Source organism: Ruegeria sp. E5, assembly GCF_056534105.1.
In genome coordinates this window covers 35,628-60,709 of record NZ_JBQFPA010000004.1, presented here as the reverse complement: position 1 = coordinate 60,709, position 25,082 = coordinate 35,628, and the positions used below count along the sequence as shown (strand labels likewise).

Here is a 25,082-nt window from a genome sequence, read left to right as displayed (position 1 = left end):
CATTTTATGGCCAGAATGCTTCAGTCGCAAATCAAACCGGCAGAATCACGCAAGGTTGGGGCATTGTAGGTTTGCTCCGGGCGGTCAAGCAGGCTATTTCCCTTCTCGACACAATATTTAGGCCGATCATGACACGTATTCTTTCTCTACTAGCGATTTGTTTTGTCGCACTTGCGGCATGTACCGATTCGGGCACATCCGCTATTGGCGCCGATGGCAGGCCGCTGCCATCCGTGTACAAAATTCGTGGCAACCCTGAAAAGCTGCAGTTTAGAATGCTGGATTCGGTGAATGCCTTGCGGCAAGCATCTGGCCTGCAACAGGTCCAATTGAACTCGCAACTGAATGCAGCTGCCGCCACTCATGCGAAAGACATGGCGCGACAGAATCGGCCATGGCATTTCGGTTCGGACGGTTCGTCTCCGTTGGATCGCGCGGCGCGCGCCGGTTACTTCGGTACATTCCTGGGTGAAGCGATCTCGGAAACCTTTGAGACCGAGACCGAAACGCTGGCCGCATGGATGCAGGAACCCGGTCCTCGTGCTGTGATCATGGACCCGCGCGCCACCCAGATGGGATTCGCCTGGCACCAAGAAGGCGGTGGCAAGATCTGGTGGACGCTGGAAATGGGATCCGGCGGCTGATCACGCCAGCTAAAGAAACAAAAAATGCCCCCGACAAATCGGGGGCTTTTTTTGTTGATAAGTGGGCCAATCAGGCAGCTTGCATCGATTGCGCTTCAGTCAGAATGGCATACAGCTTTACCGGGTCAGGGTTGGCCCGCAGCTTGGCGCAGACCGATTGCTCGCGCAGCGTGCGCGAGACCAACGCCAGCGCCTTAAGGTGTTCAACCCCCGCCTCTTCTGGCGCAAACAGGGAAAACGCCAAATCGACCGGCTGACGGTCGACCGAGCCGAAGTCGATGGGCTTTTCCAGCATGACAAACACACCCGAAACCGATTCTAGTTCGGAAAGCCGTGCGTGCGGAAGTGCAACACCATGTCCAACACCAGTTGGGCCAAGGCTCTCCCTCTCAAGCAGGCTGTCTACGATCGTCTGAGCATCCAGCCCAAGCGTCGCGGCGCCCACATCGCCAATTTCCTGAAACAAACGCTTCTTGCTGGAAGCAGCGGACAGTACACGCACCGCTTCTGGCTTTAGAATGCTCGAAAGCTCCATCATTTTGCTCCTAAGCCGTGCCCCCAGCTATTCGGGGGCAGGCCGATTTGTCTTGCCTGTTACGGATCGATCCAACCGATATTGCCGTCCTCGCGGCGATAAACGACATTCAATCCGTCCTTGTTCTCATTTCGGAACACCAGTACCGGAGCACCAGCGAGTTCCATCTGCATGACGGCTTCACCAACACTGAGCGATGGGATCTTGGTTTCCATCTCAGCCACGATCATAGGCTGCAGCGATTCGGGTTCGTCTGCCGTCTCCGATTCGTCAGAGGCGAGGATATAAGAGGACGCGCCAAAGAGTTCAACCGGCTCGGATCGATCCTTATGGTGGTCTTTCAGGCGGCGCTTATAGCGTCGCAGTTGTGTCTCCATCTTGTCGCAGCAGCCTTCGAATGCCGCGTAGATCTCGGTCGCGTGCGCCTTGGCCTGTGCGGTCAGGCCGGTCGACAGATGCACGGTGGTTTCGCATACATATTCATGCGCCGAACGGGAAAAGACGACATTGGCGTCTGTAGGCCGCTGGGCATATTTGCCCACGACCTCGCCCAGTTCGGTCTGCACATGGGTCTGCAGGGCCGCACCGATGTCGATCTGTTTTCCGCTGATTTGGTAACGCATGTGATCTCCTTCACAATTCACACCCATTCTGACGTCGCGTAACGCGACTGACTTGTTTTTATCGGGTGGGGGGTATCGGCATGTTCTGCGGTTGCCGTTGGCCCGGCCCTTCAACGAAGGGAGATCGAGATCCAGTTTGGAACCGAAGAAATGCCATACGCCAATTGAGCCAAGAGGTGAGGGAAGAGTCAATCAAAACAGGTGTGTATATACGTGATTTCCGTCATGCGTCAGGCGCATCTCCGCACAACCTTATGAAATACGGAAGTTTTCACCCAGATAGACCCGGCGAACATTTTCGTTTTCGACAACTTCATCGGGCGTGCCTGACATCAAAACCTGGCCATCATGCAGGATATAGGCCCGGTCCACAATCTCCAGCGTTTCCCGGACGTTATGATCCGTGATCAGTACTCCGATGCCACGCTTTTTCAGATCGGCCACTAGATGCCGGATATCACCGACACTGATCGGATCGACACCCGCAAATGGTTCGTCCAACAGCAGATATTTCGGATCGGCGGCCAGACAGCGCGCAATTTCGACCCGGCGGCGTTCCCCGCCGGACAATGCCAATGCAGGCGCTCGGCGCAGGTGTTCGATGGAAAAGTCCGATAGCAGCTCTTCCAGCCGCTCCTTGCGGCGATGGGCATGTTTAACCGTGATATCTAGAACCGAAGCGATGTTGTCTTCAACGCTCATCCCGCGGAAAATCGACATCTCCTGCGGCAGATATCCGATCCCCATCCGGGCACGACGATACATCGGCAGGGTCGTGACGCTCTGCCCATCAATCGTGACCGTGCCTGCTTCGGGGAAAACCAGACCCGCGACAGAATAAAAAGTGGTGGTCTTGCCCGATCCGTTCGGGCCTAGCAACGCCACGACCTCGGAGCGGTTCAATTCCATGGACACATCGCGAATGACGGTCTTCTTGCGATAAGACTTTCGTAGCTTTTCGATCTTCAGACCGGAAGAACCTTCAGCGATGGAGAGTTCGGGCCGGTTCATCAGTTGCCACCTTGTTGCAGAATGGTTTTGACACGCCCTGACATCGTCGCGGTTCCCGTGGTCAGATTTGCAATCATCTCGTCGCCGCTGATGATACTTGGGCCCTGCGTCAGCAACACGTTGCCCTTCATCTCAATCACGCCGGAATCGATGGTGTATTCTGCCCAATCGCCCTCGGCTGCGTCGGGCGGACTGACCAGAACCACGTTTTCGGTGGCCTCCATCCGTTCGATAGCCGAGCGTTCTTCGTTATAGATGACAAGAACCCGGTCTGCCGTCAGGCGCATCTCACCCTGGATGACAATGACGTTGCCGATAAACTCGGCCGATCCATCTTCCTGATTCACGTTCAATGTCTCGGACGTCACCTCGACCGGCAGCGTCGGGTCGGCATTGACCGAGCCGAACGCCACCTGAGCCTCTTGTGCAGAAACAGGTGCGGCCCCGACAGCCACGGCTAGACACAAAAAGGCGACACGTAAATCGAACACAAGTTATCTTTCTGCTTTTTGCGGCTCATATATCAACTTCACGCCGCCTGTAAAAAGAATATGAACCGGACCGTCCTTTTTTTCAGTCCCAAACACCATTCTTCCGGCAGTAAAGTCGCCAATCGGACCGGTTCCGTCAATCTGTCCAGGGCTATCACCACGTATTTCATCCAGCGACGTATTCAACAGGTCGGTGGTGACCTGGATGCCGTCTCTGGTGGTGATGACCACATCCCCTGCAAACGTTGCAGTACCCTTGTCTGGCCTGATGATGCCTGTGTTGGATTCGAGTGTGATCTCGCCCCCATTGCTTAGTCCAAAGCGACCCTGCACTTCGGCTGCCGTCGGCGTGTCGCCATCGCCACCTTGACTGGCCCTTCGGGCTTCGACGCGGATTTCCTCGCCCTTGCGGGTGACACCTTTATAGTCGGGCCGCGTGACCACCTGATCTGTCAGCCGGTCGTCAATATCCTGATCACTGAACGGCACCGAGACATTGGTGTCGACGCTGCGAGAAAGAAGAAAGACAGAAGACAGCAACAAAATCGCCACAAGCGGTAGCAGTACCTTCAGGAACTGCACCCATCGGGAATGGCGATCAACTTCAGCCATCTTCCTAACCCAATCCTACACGCAGACAGTCATGTATGTGCAGCAGTCCCAAAGCTGGGCCATTTGTGTCAGGATCAACCACAAAGAGTGACGTGATCTTGCGATCGTTCATGATTGCAACCGCCTCCTCCGCCATGGCACTTGGCGCAATGGTCATTGGGTTTTCGGTCATCACCTCTTCGGTGTTTTTGGTCAATAGTCCGTCCATGTTCCTGCGCAGGTCGCCATCGGTCACAATACCCAGCAAACGACCTGCATGATCAGTGACTCCCACAACACCAAAGCTCTTCTGACTCATGACCAGCAGTGCCTCGCTCATCGGGGTGCCAGCGGTCACCAATGGCAAATCTTCATGCATCAGATCACGCACAGTTGACAGTTGCGCCCCCAACTTTCCACCGGGGTGGTAAGCGCGGAAATCTTCGGGTTTGAAATCCCGGTACTTCATCAGCGCAATCGCCAGCGCGTCGCCCATCGCAAGGGTCAGCGTCGTCGAAATTGAAGGCACCATCCCAAAGCCGCAGGCCTCTCCCAGTGACGGGATCAGCAGATGCACATCCGCCTGTTTCATCAAGGTGCTTTCCGGCTTGCTCGACAACCCGATCAGCGGAATTCCAAAGCGACGCGTAAAGGCCAGCAAGTTCGCCAGTTCCGGCGCTTCACCTGAGTTCGAGATCGCAAGGACCACATCGCCTTTCGAGACCATCCCTAAATCACCATGGCTGGCTTCGGCGGGATGGACAAAATAGGCGGGCGTGCCAGTGCTGGCCAGAGTCGCCGCGATCTTGTGGCCAATATGGCCGGATTTGCCGATACCACTGATAATGATGCGGCCAGTGGCCTGCAGGATCAGTTGCACGGCTTCGGCGAAATGCTCGTCCAAGCTTTCGGCAAGGACCTCCAATGCGCGGGCTTCGTCGGTAACGACCTGCCGGGCGGTTCTGAGGAATGCTTCGGTGTCAGTCATGAGTGCGCAAAAATATCGGTTTCGGGCCAGCCTGCGAGGTCAAGCTTCGCACGCATTGGCAGGAAGTCAAAACACGCCTGCGCCATTTCGGTGCGGCCTTCGCGGGCCAGACGTCCGTCCAGTGCATCCCGCAGTTGGTGCAGGTACAAAACATCCGATGCCGCATAGTCCAACTGGGCATCAGTCAGCGTTTCAGCGCCCCAATCGCTCATCTGCTGCTGCTTCGAGATATCGACGCCAATCAGTTCCTGACACAGGTTCTTAAGACCATGACGATCAGTATAGGTGCGCACCAAACGGCTGGCGATCTTGGTGCAATAGACCGGGGCGGCCAAAGCGCCGAAGGTGTGATACATCGCAGCAATATCGAAGCGGCCAAAGTGGAACAGCTTCAAAACATTCGGGTTTTCCAGCATCGCACAGAGGTTCGGCGCCTGCGTCTGCCCAATCTCGACCTGAACGATATGGCTGTTGCCGTCCCCTCCTGACATCTGGATCACGCACAGGCGATCTCGATGCGGGTTCAACCCCATGGTTTCACAGTCAATGGCCACAACCGGGCCCAGATCCAGCCCGTCCGGCAGGTCATTTTTATACAAGTGGTTCGCCACGGAAATGTCCTTTGTGCGCTTTCGGCCCCGAGATAGGCGGTTTGGCCCGCAAACTCAACGCCGTCCTTGGAAAAGCGGCACCCTTGACCTTATGGCCAACACGAGAACTATGGATGCGACACCGCGATTGAAAAATTCCGACAATGCTCAGCATCCTGAAAAACCGTACCTACAGACATCTGCTGGCCGCGCAGATCGTGGCGCTGACCGGAACCGGGCTGGCGACGGTTGCCTTGGGGCTGTTAGCCTTTGATCTGGCCGGAGAGGCCGCCGGGATGGTCCTTGGTACCGCTCTTACGATCAAAATGATCGCCTATGTCACCGTTGCCCCGCTTGCTGCTGCCTTTGCCGAGCGGCTGGATCGTCGCCGGATGCTGGTCGCACTGGATTTGGTGCGCGCTGTGGTTGCGCTCTGCCTGCCTTTCGTGTCCGAAATCTGGCAGGTCTACGTGCTGATCTTTGTGCTGCAATCCGCCTCAGCCGGATTTACACCCGCGTTTCAGGCCACCATCCCGGATGTGCTGACCAACGAACAGGACTATACCAAAGCCCTGTCCCTGTCGCGGCTGGCTTACGATCTGGAAAGCCTGCTGAGCCCGATGCTGGCCGCCACCTTGCTGCTGTTCGTCAGTTTCGACAGCCTGTTTCTGGGCACCTGTGTCGGTTTTGTCGCCTCGGCCCTGCTTGTGGTGTCTGCAACTTTGCCCTCACCCAAACCATCCCAGCCGCGTGGCATCTATGACCGCACAACGCGCGGCATTCGAATTTACCTTAAAACCCCGCGCCTGCGAGGCCTGCTGGCGCTGAGTTGGAGCGCGGCCGCGCTCAGTTCGATGGTCATCGTCAACACGGTCGTGATCGTGCGCGGCGATCTTGGTCTTTCTGAAAGCGCCGTTGCCATCGCGCTGGCCGGGTTCGGTGGCGGTTCGATGCTCGCGGCATTTGCACTGCCACGCCTTCTGGATCACATTCCAGAGCGTCGCGTCATGCTGGGTGGTGCATCATTGGCGACGGGCACCATGGCGGTGGCAGCGCTGCTATCTGTCACTCTGCCGATGACATTAGGTTTGCTGACAACGACATGGCTATTGATTGGTTTTGGGTATTCCAGCATGCTGACGCCTTCGGGCCGCCTACTGACCCGATCAGCCCACCCCGAAGATCGACCCGCCGTGTTTGCCGCACAGTTCACTCTGTCTCATGCTTGCTGGCTGGTGCTTTATCCCCTGGCCGGGTGGCTGATGACCCGCTTTGGCGTAACTGTGGCCATGGCCGGAATGGCGACCGCAGCGATTCTGGGTCTGGTTCTTGTGCTCATTGCCTGGCCACGGCGCGAAGACAATGCGGTGGTTCACGGCCATCCTGACCTCCCACAGGATCACCCCCACCTGTCTGGGCCGAAACCTCATGCGCATCCGATCATCATTGATGAACTGCATCCCCGTTATCCGCACCAGCCTTGAGCCCGAACACCAAACTACCCTAAACCGAGGCGAAGTTGCCTGAACCCGGAGCCGCAATGGACCAGCTTGACCGACGCATCATCGCCGCCTTACAGCACAATGCGCGCGACTCGACGACCCGCATTGCAACAACACTTGGCGTCGCGCGGACGACGGTGCATGAACGCATCAATCGAATGGAAGAGCGGGGCGTCATCGCTGGTTACTCGGTCGTCCTGCGCGAAACCGAAGATACGCCACGCGTTCAGATCATCGTTCTGCTTGAAGTGCAGCAGAAAGAAACCACACGGATCATCAAGCGGCTTGAAGCTTATCCCGAGGTCAAACTGTGTTTATCAATCAATGGCGAATTTGACCTGCTGCTTTCCGCCGAAGCGCCACGGATCGAAGACCTCGACATTCTGGTCGATGAACTTGCGCGCATCCCTGGCGTGTCGCGCACCAACACCAGCGTGGTCTTCGGTCGAAAGATTGATCGAAACTAAGGCACGCTAACTCTCTGTAAACAGGTAACTGGATAGCTTGGCCCGGACTGATCAGAATCCCGGACCGGCAGAATGCCAATTCAAAACCTCCTGATTGCGGCGCTTATGTTTTTTGCGCAGGACGCAGACGCGGCGGCAACGACAGCTCTTTGTGACCGCGCAGCGCAACGGGCTGCGCTGGCCGAAGACGTTCCGCTCGATGTTCTAAAGGCAATTGCCCGCGTTGAAACAGGCCGCACGCTGGACGGGGTTCTGGAACCCTGGCCATGGACCGTCAATCGTGAAGGACAGGGATATTGGTTTGCCTCCGAGGTTGAGGCAAAGTCTTACGTGTTCGACATCTTCAAATCCGGTGTACGCAGCTTTGACGTCGGTTGCTTTCAGATCAACTATCGCTGGCACGGAAAGGCTTTTCGCTCGATCGACGCGATGTTCGATCCGGATGAAAACGCAGTTTATGCGGCGCGGTTTCTGGCCCAGCTTTATGCGGAACTTGGATCATGGCCCGCCGCTGCCGGGGCTTACCACTCGCGCACGCAGCACCTCGCAGCCTCATATTCTGACCGTTTTCAGACGGTCCTGGCGCAGCTGGATGGCTCGGGCACAGCCCACGAACGCGATCCATTCACCGCATCTGCCAGCCCACTCATCCCGCTGAACGCTCACCCGATCGGCCAGAACGCGCTGGGTTCACTGGTTCCCGAAACCTCTACAGCCACCGCCTTTATCGCTTTCAATTAGGAGCAGATAGTGCCCCGAATCGATCCCCGCACCTTGTTCTCTCCGACCATACTGCTGGCGCTGGCGCTGATGGCGGTCATCGTGATGATGATCCTGCCCATGCCAGCCTGGGTCCTGGATGTGGGGCTGGCGGCGTCCTTTGCGCTGGCGATCCTGATCTTCACATTGACGCTGTTCATCGAACGGCCACTGGATTTCTCATCCTTCCCGACGATCCTGCTGGCCTCGCTGATGCTGCGCTTGTCGCTGAACGTGTCTTCGACGAAGCTGATCATCGGTCAGGGGCATACTGGCACTAACGCCGCTGGCGATGTGATCGAAGGTTTCGCCCAGTTTGTCATGGGCGGCAGCATCTTTCTGGGCCTTGTGGTGTTTGGCGTTCTGCTGATCGTGAACTTCACGGTCATCACAAAGGGTGCAGCCCGCATGGCCGAAGTGGGTGCCCGGTTCGCGCTGGACGGGATGCCAGGCAAACAGTTGGCCATCGACAGTGACATGTCGGCTGGAGCCATCGATCACCAGCAAGCCAAAGAACGGCGCGAGCGCGAGCAGCAGGAAACCACCTTTTTTGGTTCGCTCGACGGCGCGTCGAAATTCGTCAAAGGCGATGCGATTGCCGGGTTGCTGATCACACTTCTCAACCTCGTGATGGGATTGGTCATGGGGGTCATCGTGCATGGGATGCCGGTATCGTCCGCCTTCGAAACCTATGCAATCCTGACCGTTGGGGACGGGTTGGTGTCGCAGATACCAGCTGTGATCATCTCGATTGCGTCCGCCTTGCTGTTGGCGCGTGGCGGTACGCAGGGTGCAACCGACAATGCGATCTTCTCGCAGCTTGGACGCCACCCGGCGGCGTTGGGCACCGTAGCGATTCTGATGGTGCTGTTTGCCCTGGTGCCCGGCTTGCCGTTCTTACCGTTCATTCTTGGGGCCGGGGTGCTGGGCTATGCGGCTTATTCAGGCCTCAGAAAACGCAACGCCAGCGAGGCAGAAGCTCAGACCCCCGAGGCCGAGTCTGACACTCCGGTTTCACAGGCCATCGGTGATATCCTGGACCTCGACGACGTTCACTTGGAATTCGCCCCCGATCTGGTCAGCATGGTGCTGAACCCCGGTACCGGCCTTGACGCGCGGATCGCCAACATGCGGACCTATGTCGCCTCAAGCTTTGGGCTTATCCTGCCCGAAATTCGATTGACTGACCGCGCCGATCTTCCGACCGGAACTTATGTGATCAAAGTACAAGGGGTCGAACAGGCCCGTGGTGTTCTGAATTCTGAACTTGTGCTCGCGCTGGTACAGGACGGGCACGACTTTCTACCTGATGGCACCGATGTGACCGAACCCGTCTACGGTGCCCCGGCGCGCTGGATATTGCCCAAGGACCAGGAGGTCGCCGCACTGAATGGGGCCACCATCGTCACCCCTCCTGAAATTCTGGCGACCCATCTGCTTGAGATCATCAAACAGAATTTCTCGCGCCTTTTGACCCTGAAATCCCTTCGCCGCCTGCTGTCCGAGATGACGCGGCTTAGCGATCCGACCCGAGCTGAAGCCAACCGCAAAATGCTGGACGAATTGATCCCAGACAAGGTGCCGATCGACACACTGCATGCTGTTCTGCGGCTGTTGCTAGACGAACGGGTCTCGATCCGGAACATGGCGCTGATCCTTGAAAGCGTGGCTGAAGCACGATTGACCACCACCCAGCCCGAAGGGATCTGCGAACTGGTCCGCCAGCGGCTGGGCTTTCAACTGGTTGCCGACATGAAGCGCGAGGACGGCTCGATCCCTCTGATCCAACTCGCGCCGGAATGGGAGGACACATTTGCCACCTACCAGATCGACGCCGCGAACGCAGGTATCGACGTGGCACTACCGCCCAACCTGTTCAATAAGCTGGCCGATGGGGTTGTCGATAGCGTCGCAAAATCAGCAGATCACGGGTTGTTCCCGGCGGTCGTAACCACGACCCGCCGACGCAGATTGCTCAGGACCATTATGCACGCGCGCGGCGTCGCCAACCCCGTCCTGTCTTTTGAAGAGATCGGGCTTGAGGCGCGCCCCGCCTTGGTCGGAACGGTGCCCGCGTGATCTCAGTCCCGTCAGAGCTTTTGCCACATCTGGGGCAAAACCTGTGGCATCTGTTCGCCGTATTTCTTCGTGTGTCCGCATTGGTTTCGCTGCTACCGGCCTTTGGTGAACGCAGCGTCCCTGTGCGGGTCAAACTGGGCGTGGCAGTTGCTTTCACAATGATTGTCATTCCCGCCATACCCGCATCGGGTGTTATGCCGGGCTTTCACAAAATGATTGGATTAATCACCATCGAAGTCTTGATCGGTCTTATGCTCGGCATCGGGTTGCGCCTTTTTGTCCTTGCATTACAAACTGCAGGTTCAATCGCGGCGCAAGCGACATCCTTGTCTCAGATCCTGGGCGGAGCGGCCGCAGAACCTGTCCCGGCGATGGGGTATCTGCTGACGCTGGCCGGCTTGGCGCTGGCGGTATTGCTTGGCCTTCATATCCGTGCAGCGCAGTTCATGATCCACAGCTATATGCTGTTTCCGATGGGCGCGCTTCCAACTGCGCCTGATCTGTCGCAATGGGGCATTGCGCAAGTCGCCCGCAGCTTTGGACTGGCCTTTGCGCTGGCGACGCCCTTTGTCATCGCATCGCTGATCTACAACCTCGCACTGGGCGTAATTAACCGCGCCATGCCGCAGCTCATGGTCGCTTTTGTCGGTGCCCCAGCAATCACTTTCGCTGGCCTTTTCCTGCTTTTCGCCGGGGCACCATTGATCCAGGCAACCTGGTCTGACGCTTTGTTTACCTTTCTCCAAAATCCTCTGGGAGGGCTGAGATGAGCACATCAGACGACGACAGTGATAAGTCATTTGAGGCGACCCCGCAAAAGCTGGCAAAAGCCCGCAAAAAAGGCGAGGTGGCGAAGTCCAATGATCTGTCGGTGGTGGCTGCATACATGGGACTGCTCGTCGCACTTTTGCTCACGGGGCAATTCACGGCAGAGCATCTGGGGGCTCTGTTCGTGGTCTTGATCGACCAATCAGATCAATTCGCAAGCTTGCTGACCGTCGGACCCGCGACATCCACCGTCGCTGGGATTCTGAGATCAACTATGGCACCAATCGCCGCGTTGTTTATCGTTCCGGCAGTCGCGGTGTTGCTCAGCCTGATCGCCCAGCGCGCATTGATCTTCGCGCCGGAAAAGCTGAAACCACGCGGTTCACGCATCTCGATCGTCTCAAACGCAAAGAACAAGTTTGGCCGGGGCGGGTTGTTCGAATTCGCCAAGAGCTTTGTTAAATTGTTGATCTATGGAACATGCCTGACCATATTTTTGCACGCCCACCTGCCCGAGATTCTGACAGCCAGTGCAGCCGCCCCGAGATCCTCAATTCTGTTGATGATGAACTTACTCAGTCAATTTCTGTTTATCGTCATAATGATCGCGCTGGCGATCGGCATGATCGACTATCTGTGGCAACATGCCGAACACCTTCGCAAAAACAGAATGTCACGCAAAGAAATTCAGGATGAAACCAAGGATTCCGAGGGTGATCCGCACGTCAAACAGCAGCGTCGCCAACGCGCGCAGGACATAGCAACCAATCAGATGATGGCGGATGTGCCCAAGGCCGATGTGGTGATCGTCAACCCGACGCATTATGCGGTGGCGCTGAAATGGTCGCGAGCAAGTGGCAGCGCTCCGGTTTGCGTCGCCAAAGGGGTAGATGAAATCGCGGCAACAATCAGGGCCACGGCCGGAGACGCAGGCATTCCTATTCATTCCGATCCACCAACAGCACGCGCATTGCACGCGACCGTCGGGATCGGACAGGAAATTACCGAAGAATACTACCGACCCGTTGCAGCAGCTATTCGGTTTGCCGAAGCCATGCGCAAACGAGCGAAGGGTCAGGTCGGATGACGCAAGATCGCATAGACAACCTTTTGACCGTCGTCGAAGCTGTTTATCAACAGGAACACCAAAAATTGCACCCTTTGTTGCAGCGCGAAGCCCAGTTGCTTCAGCAATTGACGCGTCTGGATTCTCAATTAGCCGAAGTAAAATCGACGAGTTCACAGTCGGATGGCTATCAGGTCACCGGCACAGACCTGTTGTGGCACGGCTGGGAATCTTTGACACGGCGCAACCTGAACACCGAGTTGGCGCGCCTGCGATCACAAAAGCTTGCGGCAATGGAAGAATTGCGTGGGGCATTTGGGCGCAAACTGGCCGTTGCCGATCTGTCGCGCCGCCTGCAGGAACACAAGCGACGCGTGCGACAATCTAAGGCTCAGGATTCGTAACCCCAACCCGTTCAGGTATCCTGTCGGCTGACACTCATGATCAGAACTTGCGAGACATCTTCGCCCAGATCCTTTCTCGCAACCTCCAGCAACGCATTGCGCAATGCCGTCAGGTTGTCTGACCGCGTGAATGCGCCGTCAAACCCGCCGATATTGGCGTGATCAAACAGAACTTGCAGAAACCGGTCCCTTAATTTTGGCTCGATCTCATAAAACGCTTCGGCAATCCCCGGCCTCACCTCAAGGCTGAGGGACATGGTGACGAGCGCCGATATCTCGTCCTCGGAAACCACGGGGACCACGAACTGTTTGGTGAGTTTCAGATACTCATGTGTTTCTGATTGATCGTCTTTGCCGGGTTTAGTTTTGTTTTTCTTGTCTTCATTGGGTTTTTGCCCAGCCTCCGCAAGATCTTCAGCTTCCCCGGAAGGGGACAATAGGATCCGGGCGCCCGCACCGGCAGCCAGGCCGAAAACCAGAAAAACGATCGGTAGTAGTTTTCCCATAAGCGCGGCCCTCAGAAAGGTAGCAAGGTATCAAGTATCTGTTGTCCATAGCGTGGTTGCTGCACATCCGTGATCTGCCCGCGGCCACCATAAGACACCCGCGCTGACGCGATCTTGTCATAGGTGATTTCATTCTGGCGCGAGATATCTTCGGGGCGGACATAGCCCGAGACCAGCAGTTCCCGAAGTTCGAAATTCACCCGCAGTTCTTGCGATCCAGAAATCGAAAGCACACCGTTTGGCAACACGTCGACGACCGTTGCCGCCACGCGCAAGGTCAATTTTTCTTTGCGTTTGACCGATCCCTTGCCTTTGCTGACCGAAGCCGAGTCAATTGAAACGGCATCATCAAGTGAGGCCCCTTCAGGTAGTCTTTCACCTGCGCGCTGAGGAAGGCCGAAGAGTTCCGGCACCGCAAGACTTTCTGACCCGGCCCGCGACCGGTTGGTGTCGTTGGATATTTCGGCCTTTTCATCCAGCTCGATCACGACTGTCAGAATATCCCCTTTTTTCATCGCCCGTTGATCCCCAAGCAAGGAATGCTGACCGCCACTCCACAAAGATGACTGATCAACGGTTCGCTGAGGCTGGCTGTGCAAAGGTAGTCCGGGCCACAGCATCGCAACATGCTCAGGCGATTCCGTGTTTGGTGTCAGGCTGGGCGGCTTGCCAAGGTGGTCCAATCGTCCACACGCCGCAACACTCAGAACGACAAATAGCAGGGGTTTCGAAAGGCTCGGCATTATTTAACCTCAATTTGTCCACCGGGACGGATTACGCCCGTTACTGTTGTGCGAGACGCCAGATTCATGACGCGGATACGCTCGCCTGCTGCGCCCCGGCCCAACGCGCGGCCTTCGGCAGTGATCGATAGCGCGACGTGATCGAACACCAGCGTCACCAGATCGTTTCGGTCCACGATCGCAGGCGGACCGACATCGGCAGGGCGGATTGGCCGACCTGGATAAAGCGCAACACGTGCCTCCTGACCGATAAGATCCTCTGGCCTACGAACCGCCCCATTGACCTCAGTGGTTTTGATTTCGAGGTCGGATGAGACAATGACCTCTTTGGCGCGGATCGTGCGGGTCGGCACAACGATCTCGGCCAAGCTTGGCATCGGCATCATGCATAGTATGAGGGTTAACAGGCGCATCACCGGACCTGCGTGGTCGCGCCCATCATCTGGTCGACGGCGGAAATAACTTTGGCGTTCATTTCATAGCCACGCTGCGCTTCGATCAGTTCCGTGACCTCGCGCACCGCATCGACAGAGCTGTCCTCAAGATAGCCCTGCCGCAATGTTCCCAGCCCATCTTCGCCCGGGGTGCCGACCACCGGTGCACCCGAGGCTTCGGTTTCCTTGAAGAGGTTGCTACCAATGGCCTCAAGACCCTTGGCGTTCGAGAAGCTGGCCAGCGTAAACTCGCCCAGCAACTGCCCCTCGGCCGTATCATCGAAATAGGCATAGACCTCACCCGCCGCATTGATCGAGATCGATCTGGCATCGTCTGGAATGGTAATTTCAGGGGCAACGGCAAAGCCATCAGAAGTTACGATCAGACCTTCGGCCGAACGTTTCAGGCTTCCGTCTCGGGTAAAGGCGGATTGGCCATTCGGCATGGTGACTTCAAGGTAACCTCGCCCTTCGATGGCGATATCCAGATCACTGCCCGTTGCCGAGAGCCCACCCTGTTGCAGCTGTACGGTGACGGCGGCAGGGCGCACGCCCAACCCCAGCTGAATACCTGTCGGAAGGACCGTTCCATCCGAGGCATTGACCGCCCCGGCGCGCGCCATCTGTTGATAGTGCAGATCGGCAAACTCGGCCCGGCGGGTGTTGTAGCCGGTTGTATTCATATTCGCGAGGTTGTTTGAAATTGTCTCAACCCGCATCTGCTGTGCGGTCATGCCCGTAGCCGCGATCTTCAATGCTCGCATGTCGTATTCTCCTTCCGGTAATCAGCGCATCAATGCCTTAAGCGCCCCGCGAACCCGTTCGTCTTCGGCCTCAAGAAAACTCTGCCCGAGCTCGTAGGCCCGCTGAATTTCAATCATCCGGGTCACCTGACCAATGGCATTGACATTCGATCCTTCGAGGAACCGATGCAGCACGACCGGCTCGCCCACCGGTTCCACCTGCCCGCCTGCACGAAAATGTGTGCTTCCTTCGCGCACCAGGTTTTCGGGATCAGCGACGTTGTAGACACCGATCTGGCTCAGAAATTGTCCATCGACGCTCATCGTGCCGTCGCTGCCAACATCGATCGTTGCGGCGTCGGGCGGGACAAAGACCGGCGCGCCATTGCTGTCCAGAACCCGGTGCCCGTCCATCGTCACCAGATCGCCCTCAGCATTGGGTGAGAAACTGCCGGAACGCGTCAGGCGGTTCCCAGCGGACGTTTCGATCATAAAGAACCCGTCCCCTTCGATGGCAAAGTCGAAGGACCCGCCTGTCTCGGTCAGCACACCTTGTTGCAGAGAAGTGTTTCGAACCTGCGCACGGCTGAGCGATAGTGAAGGATTGCCCGGCATATCCCGGACGAATTCGGAGAACACCAGCCCCTGCTGACGATACCCGGTCGTGTTGGCATTGGCGATATTGTTGGCCACCATTCGCATCTCATCCATGAGACCGGATTGACGGGACAAGGTGACATAAGCGGTGTCCATTAGCGACCTCCGGCAATAAGCGGGACCAATGTCCCGGTAAAAAACGTAACAAGGGTCTGGGTCATGAAACCCATCGACATCCAGAACACGACCACGATTGCAATCAGCTTAGGCACGAAGGTCAGGGTCATCTCCTGAACCGAGGTCAAGGCCTGAAACAAACCAACTGTAAGGCCCGAGATCAGCGCCACCGCCAGGATCGGAACCGACGTGATGACTGCAACCCAAAGTGCCTGGCGCACGATGTCGTAGAACAGACCTTCGCTCAGCATCGTTCAGACCGGCATCCGCAAGATTTCCTGATAGGCTTCAACGACTTTGTTCCGAACAATCACAGCCGTTTCCACTGCCAGCTCTGTCTGCGCCAGCGCCTGAACCAAAGCGTGCGGGTCGGCCTGCCCAACCATCGAAGATTGCGTGACTTGCTCGCTTTGTTTCAGCGTCGCCACGAAATCCTGAAACGAGGATCGCAGCCCTTGCGCTGTCCCCTGATGTTCGGGGGCGGCCTGCGTTGCAGGGCGCGCCCCCGTATAATTCTGCGCGGCGGTAAGTGAGCGAACATCCATTCTGGTATTCCTTTATTTACGGAGTAGATCCATCAGACTCGATGACATCTGCCGGGTCTGGTCGAACATCTTGAGGTTGGCTTCATAGCTGCGCAGCGCCTCTCGGGCGTCTGCGATTTCGATCATCAGATCGACGTTTGATCCTCTGTAATGGCCAGTCTCATCAGCCATAGGGTGGCCAGGATCATAAATTCGGCTCAGGTCGCGACGATCGAGTTTGACGCGCCCCGCCTGGACCATCTCTTTTCCGTCCCGTTCGACTGTCTCAAACGGGACTGTCTTACGCCGGTATCCGGGCGTATCGGCGTTCGAGATGTTCTCGGACACATGACGCAACCGCGCTGCTTGCGCACGCAGTGCGCTAGCCGACGCGTCCAACGAGTAGGAAAAATCGCTCATCGTGAAACCCCCTATGCCCGGCCCAGACTCGTGCGCAGCACACCGATTGAAGACTTGTAGATCGCTAATGCCCGGTCATGTTGTCGCTTGACCTCGACAGCTTTCAGCATCTCTTCTTCCAATGAAACACCATTGCCATTCGGATCGCTCGAAGCCGCGACCGTGAATTCAGCCCAAAGCTGAGCGCGCACATCACCATTCAGATGACCCGTCCGAGTCGCGGTCATCGCGACCTCTCGGCTCGTGTTTTCAAACGCTGTCTGGAAGGCTTCAATATCGCGGGGCTTGTATCCCGGCGTATCCGCGTTGGCCATGTTGCGCGCAACAACCGCTTGCCGTTGTCCGGCATGGGTTGCCATTGCGTACGCAGTCTTAAAGACGTTCAGGTCATTGAACATCGGGGCTTCTCCCTCGATCAATTTCAATCAAGGCTTAACCCCGATTCCTTTAGAAACCGTTTTCAACAAATCTATTTGGAGGACCTGTGATGGCCGATCTCGATCCGATGCGTCTGAAATGCGAATTCGATAGGATGTCGGCGGTACACCATATCGGGCGTGTGACCGGTGTTGCGCGCGGCGTGGTTGAAATCGATGGTCTGACCGCCCAAGCCCGGATCGGGGATCATCTGACGCTGCGCCGACAAAAAGGCCCGGACCTGCCGGGCGAGGTCCTGCATGTCGAATCAGGCGCGATCCATATGCTGCCAGCCTCCGCACCCGATGGCGTAAGCCTGGGGGATCAGGTCTCTCTCGACCAGATGCCTGCCTTTGCGCCCGGAATGCATTGGCTTGGGCGGGTGATCGATCCGTTTGGCAAACCTCTGGACGGCAAGCCCCTACTGCCTGGCACGCTTGAACGTGACCTTATACAGGCCCCGCCAACCGCGGTATCGCGCAAGCCGCTGGGTGGTCGTATGGAAACCGGGTTGGCCATCCTCAACACGATGCTGCCCATTGTCCAGGGTCAGCGAATCGGCCTGTTCGCTGGTTCAGGCGTTGGCAAATCGACACTTCTGGCGACGCTTGCCCGCTCAGTCCAGGCGGATGCGGTGGTCGTTACATTAGTGGGCGAACGCGGGCGCGAAGTGAATGAGTTTGTCGAGAACGCCCTGGGTGCCGAAGGTCTGAAACGATCCGTCGTCGTGGCCGCAACCTCGGATCAATCGGCCCTGATACGCAGACGGTGCGCATGGTCGGCCATGTCGGTGGCGGAATACCTGCGGGATCAAGGGTTAAACGTTCTGTTTCTGGCCGATTCAGTTACCCGCTTTGCCGAAGCGCACCGCGAGATTGCCGCCGCAATGGGTGAGGCCCCATCGATACGTGGCTACCCGCCATCGGTCACGCCGCTGATTGCAAACCTGTGCGAACGGGCGGGTCCCGGAACTGCCGATCAAGGTGACATCACCGCAGTCTTCAGTGTTCTTGTCGCGGGTTCTGACATGGACGAGCCCATTGCGGACATTCTGCGCGGCGTCTTGGACGGACATGTCGTGCTGAGCCGAGACATCGCCGAACGCGGGCGCTTCCCGGCCATTGACCTCAGCCAATCCGTATCACGCAGCCTACCAGGTGCGGCGACCGCAGATGAGAACCATTTGATTACAGAAACCCGCAAGCTGGTCGGCAGTTATGAGCAATCTGAGGTGATGATCAAAGCCGGTCTCTATGCCGAAGGAACAGATCCTTTGTTGGATCGCGCCGTCCGAGTCCACGAAGAGCTAGATAGCTTTTTTGCAAAGGCCGATCCCGATGGTATCGAAAACAGCTTTGATCGATTATCTCTGATTTTAAGGCGAGCTGGTGTAAACCCGGTGTCGCAATCTTAGAATTCAGAACAGTTTTAAGTGTTAAGCCCACCTTAACACCTGCCCTGCTAGGCCAGTAAGCGGGTGAATAGAAGGTGGTGGAGATGGGTGCGCAATCCAATGCGGCGCCAATCATCATCAAGAAGAAACGTGTATCGGGTGGCGATGCTCACCACGGTGGTGCGTGGAAGGTCGCGTATGCGGACTTTGTCACTGCCATGATGGCGTTCTTCATGTTGATGTGGCTGCTGAATGCAACGACCGAGACGCAACGCAAGGGTCTGGCGGATTATTTTTCGCCCACGATTCCGGTCAATCCGGTCTCGGGCGGTGGTGATGGTGCCTTCGGCGGTGACAACATGTTTTCGGAAAAAACCATGGTTATGGATGGATCAGGTGCCAGCAATCGGAACCCCACCGAGGCGAAACAGGCGCGCGGATCAACCGGCGTGGATGCGAAAGGCGGCGGTAAGGGTGCGTTCGAAGATTTCTCGTCGCTCGAGGCGCAGTTGCTGGGGCGCGCTGGGGAAAGCCTTGTGTCCGATAAGATGCGCAAGCACATCGTGACCCGCGTCACCGACGAAGGGCTGGTGGTCGAGCTGTTCGCCACTGAGGATCAACCGTTGTTCGAATCGGGGACAGACACGCCAACCCAAATGATGCGCGCGCTGGCACTTTTGGTAGCGCGGTCTTCTGATCTGGTGACAAACGCAATCGCGGTTGAAGGGCATGTGCGGTCTGCGCCCGTCGTGTTGGCGAATAACCCGGTCTGGGATCTGTCGACCGCGCGGGCGCAAAGCACCCGCCAACTGCTGCAGAACAAAGGCATCCAGCCACAGCGGTTGGACCGCGTGACTGGGCACGCGGACCGAGAGCTTTCGGATAAAAACCCCATGGCGATACGCAATAATCGGATTGAGATCATCTTTTTACGCAACCCTTAAGGGGTAAAGGATAGACAGCATTTTAGCTGTTAGCCGGCTGTTAAGGGCCAGTGCGGTACGTGTTGCATCAACGAATGACGCAACAAAAGGGCGTACCGATGACCATATCCTCTTCGCTGAATGCCGGTGTGGCAGCGTTGAAGGCCAACGCCAACAGGCTGGCCACGATCTCTGACAACATCGCCAACTCATCGACATTTGGCTATAAAAGGGTCGAGACCGACTTTCACTCCATGGTCACGTCTGGTCAGGGCGGCAGCTATTCGGCAGGCGGGGTCAGAACCACCAGCCAACGCCTGATAGATCAGCGCGGATCGTTGGTAACCACCAACAACTCAACCGATCTGGCCGTGCGCGGAAGGGGTATGCTACCGGTTCGTCCCAGTTCGCAGATCGCGTCAGGTTCAAATGAGATGCTGCTGACCACGACAGGCTCATTCCGCACCAATGAGGAGGGGTATCTGGTCACACAATCCGGCCTTGTACTTCTTGGCTGGCGTGCCAATCCAGATGGCTCGATCCCCAGCGTCCCGAGGGATACGCCCGCCGCTCTGGAACCCATTCAGCTAAGCGTCAATCAGCTTTCGGGCGCCCCCACAACATCCATGAACCTGCGGATGAACCTGCCTGCAACAGCGACCGACGCCGGTGCTCCGGGTGACACGCAGCCCTTGTCGGTCGAGTATTTTGACAATTTGGGCAAGTCTGAAAGCGTCGATATCGAATTGATCCCCACCGTTCCTGCGACCGGCAGCAGCAATGAATGGACCATGACATTGCGCGATTCAGCCTTGGGCGGCGCTGTCATCGGAGAATATACGCTGACCTTCACCGATAGCCGCACAGCCGGTGGTACACTAGCCAGCGTCACCGCCGTGACCGGCGGTGCCTATGACCCGGCAAACGGCAGCGTTGTCGTCAACGTCGCCGGCGGACCGATGGAGATCAACATCGGCCAGATCGGCGATGCGGACGGCATTACACAGCTTTCCGATACCTTTGCTCCGGTTTCGATCACACGCGATGGTTCGGCCGTTGGCACGATGACAAGCGTACAGGTTGATGAGAACGGCTATGTCTATGCTTTCTATGATACTGGGGTCAGTCGCCGGATGTTCCAGATTCCACTGGCCGATGTGCCGAATCCAAACGGCCTGACGGCACTGGACAGTCAGACCTATGCCCCTTCGCGTGACAGCGGCACCTTCTTCTTGTGGAACGCAGGCGAGGGGCCGACGGGCGATCTTGTGTCTTTTGCACGCGAGGAATCGACCACCGATGTCGCCACCGAGTTGACCTCAATGATCCAGACCCAGCGGGCCTATTCCTCAAGCGCCAAGGTCATTCAGACTGTGGATGAGATGCTGCAGGAAACCACCAATATCAAACGCTGATCTGATGATTGATCAACGAAAGGGATGCGTCCGATGAATATGTCGACAGCACTGAACAACGCTCTGGGCGGGCTGAGCGCAGCCAGCCGTGGTGCGGCGGTGGTTTCAGGAAACATCGCCAACGCCTTGACCCCGGGATATGCTCGCAGATCGCTTGAACTGGCGACCAGCGCAGTTTCTGGTAATGGCGTTCGTGTCGTTGGTATCACTCGGCACCAGGATCCGGTACTGATCGCAAACCGCCGTGCGACCGATGCAGACCTGATGGCAGCCAAAACCGTGGCGCAATTTCATTCAAGTTACGAGAAACTGTTGGGGGCAGCCGACGATGCCACTTCGATCTCGGCCAGACTGGCCCAATTCGAAAGCAGCCTGATTACAGCTGCAAGCCTGCCCGGCTCAGCCCAACGGCTGGATCAGGCCGCCCGTGCAGGCGGTACATTGAGCACAGCGCTCAATACAGCGTCCGAAGGGGTGCGGCAAATGCGATCCGATGCGGATCGCACGATAGGCAAACAGGTCGATACGCTGAATCAGACTCTGAAAGACATCGAGAAACTGAATGCTCGTATCCCCGCTGTCCGCAATTCGGGCGGTGATATTGGCGCGCTGTTGGATCATCGTCAGATTCTGGTCGATCAAGTCAACGAGTTGGTGCCTGTCAACGCGATCGCGCGCGATAATGATCAGATTTCCCTTTATTCCGATGGCGGGTTGATCCTGCTGGAAGGAACCGCGGCCGAGTTTTCGTTCTCGACCACAGGCGATACCATGCCGCATATGACCGTTGGCAACGGGTTGTTGTCCGGGCTCGAGATCAACGGCCGACCCGTTCGCGTGAGCGGAGAGTTCGCCCAAATCCGAGGCGGCGCATTGATGGCCCAGTTCTCGGTCCGCGACGAACTGACCGTCGAAGCGCAAGCCGATCTGGACGCCGTCGCCCGCGACCTGATCGAGCGCTTTGAAACCACCGGGTTGGACCCGACCGCTGCCGCGACCGATCCGGGCGTCTTCACGGATGACGGCAGCCGCTTTGATCCGGTTTCTGAAACCGGTCTTGCGTCGCGCATCTCACTAAATGTTGTGGTCGACCCGGATGCAGGGGGTGACAGCTGGAGATTACGCGCGGGTCTGGGGGCATTGATCCCCGGTGCGCCGGGTGATGCCAGCCAGTTGCAAGCTTTTGGGGCCGTTCTGACCGACTCGCGCCCGGCCCCCAGCGTGGGGTTTGGGACAGGCACGATGCGCGCGGCCGAGATCGCCGAGGCGTTGCTTTCCAAAGCCGGGGCAAACGCACACACAGCTGACCAGCGCAGCAGTTTTGCAGCAAACGCACAGCTGGAGATGCAAAAAGTCGTCGCGGAGCAAGGTGTTGACAGTGACGCGGAACTGCAGCGCTTGATGCAGATCGAGCAAGCCTATGCCGCAAACGCACGCATCGTCGCTGTCGTGGATGAACTGATGGATACCCTGTTGAGGTTATGAACATGACACTGAATTCGATCGGGGATCTGGCCCGCGGCCTTACCCTCAGAACTCGCAGCGCCGAGATCAAATCACAAATCGAAACACTGTCGTATGAGATGTCCACCGGCAAGGTGCAGGATATCTCGGGTCGTCTGGGTGGTGATTACTCGCACCTACTGGATCTAGATCGCAGCCTGGAACGGTTGGACGCGCTTTCCATCGCCACCGCCGAGGCGCGGCTATTCACGGACGCAATGCAATTGAGCCTGACAACGCTAAGCGGCTCGGTCGCCGAGATGTCAGCGTCGCTGCTATCATTTGGCACGGCGAACCAGACCGTAACACATGAACAAGCATCGGTTCAGGCACGAAATGAGCTCGACACAATGATCTCAGCCCTGAATACGCGGGCGGGAGGGCGCAGCCTGTATTCTGGAACATCGACTGACGTCTCACCTCTGCCCTCCGCTGAAACACTATTGACAGCGCTGCAGGCCGAATTGATAGGGCTGACCTCCCTAACAGATATCCAACAGGCCGCTGAGGATTGGTTCAACGACCCCGCCGGATTTGATGCGGTGATATATCAAGGTGGCACAGACACCTTGGCTCCGATGCAGATTTCCGAGAACGAGCGGATCACGCTTCCGATCACTGCGACAGACCCCCCGCTCAAGGACGCTTTGCGCGATGTTGCGGTTGCGGCTCTGGCCACAGATGATGCGCTTGGATGGACACCTGATCTACGAACCGCATTGTTCACGCAGCTTGGTGTTGAGCTGGCCAATACACAGGATGCGACGGTCAATTTGCGCGCCCAGGTCGGCGCGGCTGAGGCGCGTGTGGAGCAAGCCGCAACGCGCAACGCCGCCGCAAAGACCAGCGCTGAGCATGCGCGCAATGCGTTGATCGCTGCAGATCCCTATGAGACTGCGGCACAGTTGCAAACCGTGCAGTTCCAACTGGAGAGTCTGTATTCCGTGACCGTTCGCAACGCCAACCTGTCACTGGTGAATTTCTTAAGATGAAGATACTCGTATTCCTTTTGATAGTCTTACCGTGCATTGCCAATGCGGGGGCCATACGCCTGAAAGATCTGGTGGATTTCGACGGTGTCCGCGGCAATGATCTGGTTGGCTACGGCCTTGTGGTTGGCCTGAATGGCACCGGCGACGGCTTGCGCAATTCTCCGTTCACCGAAGAGATTATGTCCAACATTCTCGAACGGCTGGGCGTAAACGTGAATGGCGAAGATTTTCGCCCCAAGAACGTCGCCGCCGTATTGGTCACCGCCACCCTACCGCCCTTCGCGCGCGTCGGCGGTCAGATTGACGTCACCGTCTCTGCCATTGGAGATTCCAAAGGACTTCTTGGGGGGACATTGATCATGACACCCCTGAATGCAGCAGATGGTCAGATTTATGCCGTGGCGCAAGGGACAGTGCTAGCCGGAGGCGCTGCGGTTGAAGGCGAAGCAGCGTCGGTTGTAAGCGGGGTGCCGACATCGGGCGTCATACCCTCGGGCGCGCGTGTGGAGCGCGAGATCGATTTTCAGCTTGCTGATTTGACTCAATTCAGACTGGCGTTGAGAGAACCGGATTTCACGACTGCAAGCCGCATAGAGGCCGCCATCAATAAGGAATTCAACCGAGCGGTCGCACTCATGCGCGATTCCGGCACTGTGGAGTTGAGCATTGAGGCGACGCGGGCCGTATCAACCGCGCATGCCATTGGACGTATTGAAAACATTCTGGTCGAACCCGAAAGCAAAGCCCGCGTCGTGGTGGATCAAAGATCGGGCACAATTGTCATGGGTCGGGACGTCAGGATTTCACGCGTGGCGGTATCGCAGGGCAACTTGACCCTCACAGTCGAGGAAGCCCCGATTGCTGTTCAGCCAAATCCGTTTGCGCGAGGCGAAACAGTCGTTGTTCCGCGCACCTACGCTGGGATCGAAGAGGAAGAAGGAACGGGGCTTGCTGAAATCCCCGAGGCAACCACCTTGTCCGAAGTGGTCGCCGGGTTGAACGCCTTGGGCGTGTCGCCACGCGATATGATCGACATCCTGAAAACCATCAAGGCTGCCGGGGCGCTTCATGCTGAGTTCATCGTGAGATGAGCAGTCAGACCACAGCGTGCGCCTTTTGGTGTACGGTTTTACTTGGATTTCCAACTGTCCAGCCAGCGGCGAAAGCCCTTGCGCTTTTCATCTATTGCATCACCAGCGGCGTAAAGACCATCTTCCATGTTCTCCAAAACAGGATCGATCTTCTTTTGCCGAAACCGCCGCCATCGAACCCAGATGGCCCAAACCAGCGCAGCAAACAAAGTCAGGAAGACAATATTGAACCACGGGATGATGCGGACATCCGGCCCCTCGACATGCCGGATGAAAATTGCGTTGGGAAAAATCGACATGAATTCATTCCGCCAGCCGTAGTGCGTTACGACCACCCAATCGGGGTTATCTTTGGTCGACTTGGCATCGTTGGCCTCGGTGTAAAGGTTCGCAGTGTCGAACTTGAAATAAGGCGGCCAGCCCCAACCGGTGTCTTCGTTGCGATAGACAATCGGCTTCCCGTTGGCGCGTACGGCCTGAATGAACTGTACATCGCGGTTTGACAGGCTGGTGGATTGATCTTCAGGCTCGGACCAGAAGATTCGCGTCCAGTCCGTCAGGTCCTGACGTTCCTCGTAGGTGTTGACGATCCGCACCACATCGTGCTGCGGTAGGGAATACTGCAAGATCACGGCGATCGTGCCCCAGAAGATGATAATGAACGCCCATTTCACATAGGCCATGCC

General features: G+C 57.1%; 31 protein-coding genes. 14 read left to right on the top strand and 17 right to left on the bottom strand.

The window, feature by feature from the left end:
• The first annotated feature begins 128 nt into the window (after positions 1–128).
• Positions 129–644, top strand: a complete 516-nt coding sequence (gene dalA, locus ACR0BI_RS15085; protein ID WP_255611997.1) for a divisome-associated lipoprotein DalA — start codon at positions 129–131, stop codon at positions 642–644.
• Between the two features lie 70 nt (positions 645–714).
• On the opposite strand, the gene ACR0BI_RS15080 is transcribed toward dalA, so the two are convergent.
• From ACR0BI_RS15080 to ACR0BI_RS15050, 7 genes are all read right to left on the bottom strand, one after another.
• Positions 715–1,179 (bottom strand): PTS sugar transporter subunit IIA, encoded by a 465-nt coding sequence (locus ACR0BI_RS15080; RefSeq protein WP_170395318.1) that lies wholly within the window; start codon positions 1,177–1,179, stop codon positions 715–717.
• 59 nt (positions 1,180–1,238) lie between these two features.
• Positions 1,239–1,802, bottom strand: coding sequence for a ribosome hibernation-promoting factor, HPF/YfiA family (gene hpf, locus ACR0BI_RS15075; protein ID WP_039541074.1), 564 nt, complete (start codon positions 1,800–1,802; stop codon positions 1,239–1,241).
• 252 nt (positions 1,803–2,054) lie between these two features.
• Positions 2,055–2,813 (bottom strand): LPS export ABC transporter ATP-binding protein, encoded by a 759-nt coding sequence (gene lptB / locus ACR0BI_RS15070; RefSeq protein ID WP_170395315.1) that lies wholly within the window; start codon positions 2,811–2,813, stop codon positions 2,055–2,057.
• Positions 2,813–3,304: an LptA/OstA family protein gene (locus tag ACR0BI_RS15065; RefSeq protein WP_480459812.1), complete on the bottom strand. Its 492-nt coding sequence runs from the start codon at positions 3,302–3,304 to the stop codon at positions 2,813–2,815. Before ACR0BI_RS15065 ends, lptB begins: the two co-directional genes overlap by 1 nt.
• Before the next feature lie 3 nt (positions 3,305–3,307).
• Entirely contained in the window at positions 3,308–3,916 is a 609-nt protein-coding gene (locus ACR0BI_RS15060) for an LPS export ABC transporter periplasmic protein LptC (protein ID WP_170408672.1), read from the bottom strand.
• 4 nt (positions 3,917–3,920) lie between these two features.
• Positions 3,921–4,883 carry a KpsF/GutQ family sugar-phosphate isomerase gene (locus ACR0BI_RS15055; RefSeq protein ID WP_170613657.1) on the bottom strand — a complete coding sequence of 321 codons (963 nt, stop codon included), beginning with the start codon at positions 4,881–4,883 and terminating at the stop codon, positions 3,921–3,923.
• Positions 4,880–5,494 carry a ribonuclease D gene (locus tag ACR0BI_RS15050; RefSeq protein WP_170597160.1) on the bottom strand — a complete coding sequence of 205 codons (615 nt, stop codon included), beginning with the start codon at positions 5,492–5,494 and terminating at the stop codon, positions 4,880–4,882. The genes ACR0BI_RS15055 and ACR0BI_RS15050 overlap by 4 nt, the downstream gene beginning before the upstream one ends.
• A 143-nt stretch (positions 5,495–5,637) precedes the next feature.
• Between ACR0BI_RS15050 and ACR0BI_RS15045 the strand changes: the two genes are divergently transcribed.
• The 7 genes from ACR0BI_RS15045 (at position 5,638) to ACR0BI_RS15015 (ending at position 12,518) form a co-directional block, all read left to right on the top strand.
• A complete protein-coding gene (locus ACR0BI_RS15045; RefSeq protein ID WP_170567503.1) occupies positions 5,638–6,957 on the top strand; it encodes an MFS transporter in 1,320 nt (439 codons plus the stop codon).
• A 56-nt stretch (positions 6,958–7,013) separates the two neighbouring features.
• Entirely contained in the window at positions 7,014–7,442 is a 429-nt protein-coding gene (locus tag ACR0BI_RS15040) for an Lrp/AsnC family transcriptional regulator (protein ID WP_170395301.1), read from the top strand.
• Between the two features lie 72 nt (positions 7,443–7,514).
• Entirely contained in the window at positions 7,515–8,183 is a 669-nt protein-coding gene (locus tag ACR0BI_RS15035; protein ID WP_480562709.1) for a transglycosylase SLT domain-containing protein, read from the top strand.
• Positions 8,184–8,192: 9 nt separating this feature from the next.
• Positions 8,193–10,280 carry a flagellar biosynthesis protein FlhA gene (flhA, locus tag ACR0BI_RS15030; protein WP_480562708.1) on the top strand — a complete coding sequence of 696 codons (2,088 nt, stop codon included), beginning with the start codon at positions 8,193–8,195 and terminating at the stop codon, positions 10,278–10,280.
• On the top strand, positions 10,277–11,050 hold the full coding sequence (locus ACR0BI_RS15025) for a flagellar biosynthetic protein FliR (RefSeq protein ID WP_480562706.1): 774 nt from the start codon (positions 10,277–10,279) through the stop codon (positions 11,048–11,050). Before flhA ends, ACR0BI_RS15025 begins: the two co-directional genes overlap by 4 nt.
• Positions 11,047–12,135, top strand: coding sequence for a flagellar type III secretion system protein FlhB (flhB, locus tag ACR0BI_RS15020; protein ID WP_480562705.1), 1,089 nt, complete (start codon positions 11,047–11,049; stop codon positions 12,133–12,135). Before ACR0BI_RS15025 ends, flhB begins: the two co-directional genes overlap by 4 nt.
• A gap of 23 nt (positions 12,136–12,158) precedes the next feature.
• Positions 12,159–12,518 carry a hypothetical protein gene (locus ACR0BI_RS15015; RefSeq protein ID WP_480562704.1) on the top strand — a complete coding sequence of 120 codons (360 nt, stop codon included), beginning with the start codon at positions 12,159–12,161 and terminating at the stop codon, positions 12,516–12,518.
• Between the two features lie 11 nt (positions 12,519–12,529).
• Here ACR0BI_RS15015 and ACR0BI_RS15010 read toward each other — a convergent pair whose 3' ends face one another.
• The 9 genes from ACR0BI_RS15010 to ACR0BI_RS14970 are packed head-to-tail and all read right to left on the bottom strand — an operon-like array spanning position 12,530 to position 17,060.
• Positions 12,530–13,024, bottom strand: coding sequence for a flagellar basal body-associated FliL family protein (locus ACR0BI_RS15010; protein WP_170408681.1), 495 nt, complete (start codon positions 13,022–13,024; stop codon positions 12,530–12,532).
• 11 nt (positions 13,025–13,035) lie between these two features.
• Positions 13,036–13,767 carry a flagellar basal body L-ring protein FlgH gene (gene flgH, locus ACR0BI_RS15005; protein WP_170395282.1) on the bottom strand — a complete coding sequence of 244 codons (732 nt, stop codon included), beginning with the start codon at positions 13,765–13,767 and terminating at the stop codon, positions 13,036–13,038.
• The gene (gene flgA, locus ACR0BI_RS15000; protein WP_480562703.1) at positions 13,767–14,180 is read right to left on the bottom strand and encodes a flagellar basal body P-ring formation chaperone FlgA; all 414 of its coding nucleotides are present in this window, start codon (positions 14,178–14,180) and stop codon (positions 13,767–13,769) included. Before flgA ends, flgH begins: the two co-directional genes overlap by 1 nt.
• Positions 14,180–14,965 carry a flagellar basal-body rod protein FlgG gene (gene flgG / locus ACR0BI_RS14995; RefSeq protein WP_170408683.1) on the bottom strand — a complete coding sequence of 262 codons (786 nt, stop codon included), beginning with the start codon at positions 14,963–14,965 and terminating at the stop codon, positions 14,180–14,182. The genes flgA and flgG overlap by 1 nt, the downstream gene beginning before the upstream one ends.
• A gap of 21 nt (positions 14,966–14,986) precedes the next feature.
• Entirely contained in the window at positions 14,987–15,697 is a 711-nt protein-coding gene (locus ACR0BI_RS14990; RefSeq protein WP_223117447.1) for a flagellar hook-basal body complex protein, read from the bottom strand.
• On the bottom strand, positions 15,697–15,969 hold the full coding sequence (locus tag ACR0BI_RS14985) for a flagellar biosynthetic protein FliQ (protein ID WP_170395271.1): 273 nt from the start codon (positions 15,967–15,969) through the stop codon (positions 15,697–15,699). Before ACR0BI_RS14985 ends, ACR0BI_RS14990 begins: the two co-directional genes overlap by 1 nt.
• A gap of 3 nt (positions 15,970–15,972) precedes the next feature.
• Positions 15,973–16,263 (bottom strand): flagellar hook-basal body complex protein FliE, encoded by a 291-nt coding sequence (gene fliE, locus ACR0BI_RS14980; RefSeq protein WP_170408685.1) that lies wholly within the window; start codon positions 16,261–16,263, stop codon positions 15,973–15,975.
• Between the two features lie 12 nt (positions 16,264–16,275).
• Positions 16,276–16,662, bottom strand: a complete 387-nt coding sequence (gene flgC, locus ACR0BI_RS14975) for a flagellar basal body rod protein FlgC (RefSeq protein ID WP_480562702.1) — start codon at positions 16,660–16,662, stop codon at positions 16,276–16,278.
• Positions 16,663–16,673: 11 nt separating this feature from the next.
• On the bottom strand, positions 16,674–17,060 hold the full coding sequence (locus ACR0BI_RS14970; protein WP_223117446.1) for a FlgB family protein: 387 nt from the start codon (positions 17,058–17,060) through the stop codon (positions 16,674–16,676).
• A gap of 89 nt (positions 17,061–17,149) precedes the next feature.
• Between ACR0BI_RS14970 and ACR0BI_RS14965 the strand changes: the two genes are divergently transcribed.
• The 6 genes from ACR0BI_RS14965 (at position 17,150) to ACR0BI_RS14940 (ending at position 24,396) form a co-directional block, all read left to right on the top strand.
• Positions 17,150–18,493 (top strand): FliI/YscN family ATPase, encoded by a 1,344-nt coding sequence (locus ACR0BI_RS14965; RefSeq protein ID WP_480562701.1) that lies wholly within the window; start codon positions 17,150–17,152, stop codon positions 18,491–18,493.
• Between the two features lie 83 nt (positions 18,494–18,576).
• On the top strand, positions 18,577–19,416 hold the full coding sequence (locus tag ACR0BI_RS14960) for a flagellar motor protein MotB (protein WP_170636512.1): 840 nt from the start codon (positions 18,577–18,579) through the stop codon (positions 19,414–19,416).
• Positions 19,417–19,514: 98 nt separating this feature from the next.
• A complete protein-coding gene (locus tag ACR0BI_RS14955) occupies positions 19,515–20,810 on the top strand; it encodes a flagellar hook protein FlgE (protein WP_480454508.1) in 1,296 nt (431 codons plus the stop codon).
• A 33-nt stretch (positions 20,811–20,843) separates the two neighbouring features.
• Positions 20,844–22,295: a flagellar hook-associated protein FlgK gene (gene flgK, locus ACR0BI_RS14950; protein ID WP_170395253.1), complete on the top strand. Its 1,452-nt coding sequence runs from the start codon at positions 20,844–20,846 to the stop codon at positions 22,293–22,295.
• Between the two features lie 2 nt (positions 22,296–22,297).
• Entirely contained in the window at positions 22,298–23,305 is a 1,008-nt protein-coding gene (locus ACR0BI_RS14945) for a flagellin (RefSeq protein ID WP_170567486.1), read from the top strand.
• Positions 23,302–24,396, top strand: a complete 1,095-nt coding sequence (locus ACR0BI_RS14940; protein ID WP_170408693.1) for a flagellar basal body P-ring protein FlgI — start codon at positions 23,302–23,304, stop codon at positions 24,394–24,396. The genes ACR0BI_RS14945 and ACR0BI_RS14940 overlap by 4 nt, the downstream gene beginning before the upstream one ends.
• Positions 24,397–24,434: 38 nt before the next feature.
• Here ACR0BI_RS14940 and ACR0BI_RS14935 read toward each other — a convergent pair whose 3' ends face one another.
• Positions 24,435–25,079 carry a DUF1523 family protein gene (locus ACR0BI_RS14935; protein WP_170408694.1) on the bottom strand — a complete coding sequence of 215 codons (645 nt, stop codon included), beginning with the start codon at positions 25,077–25,079 and terminating at the stop codon, positions 24,435–24,437.
• Positions 25,080–25,082 lie beyond the last annotated feature (3 nt).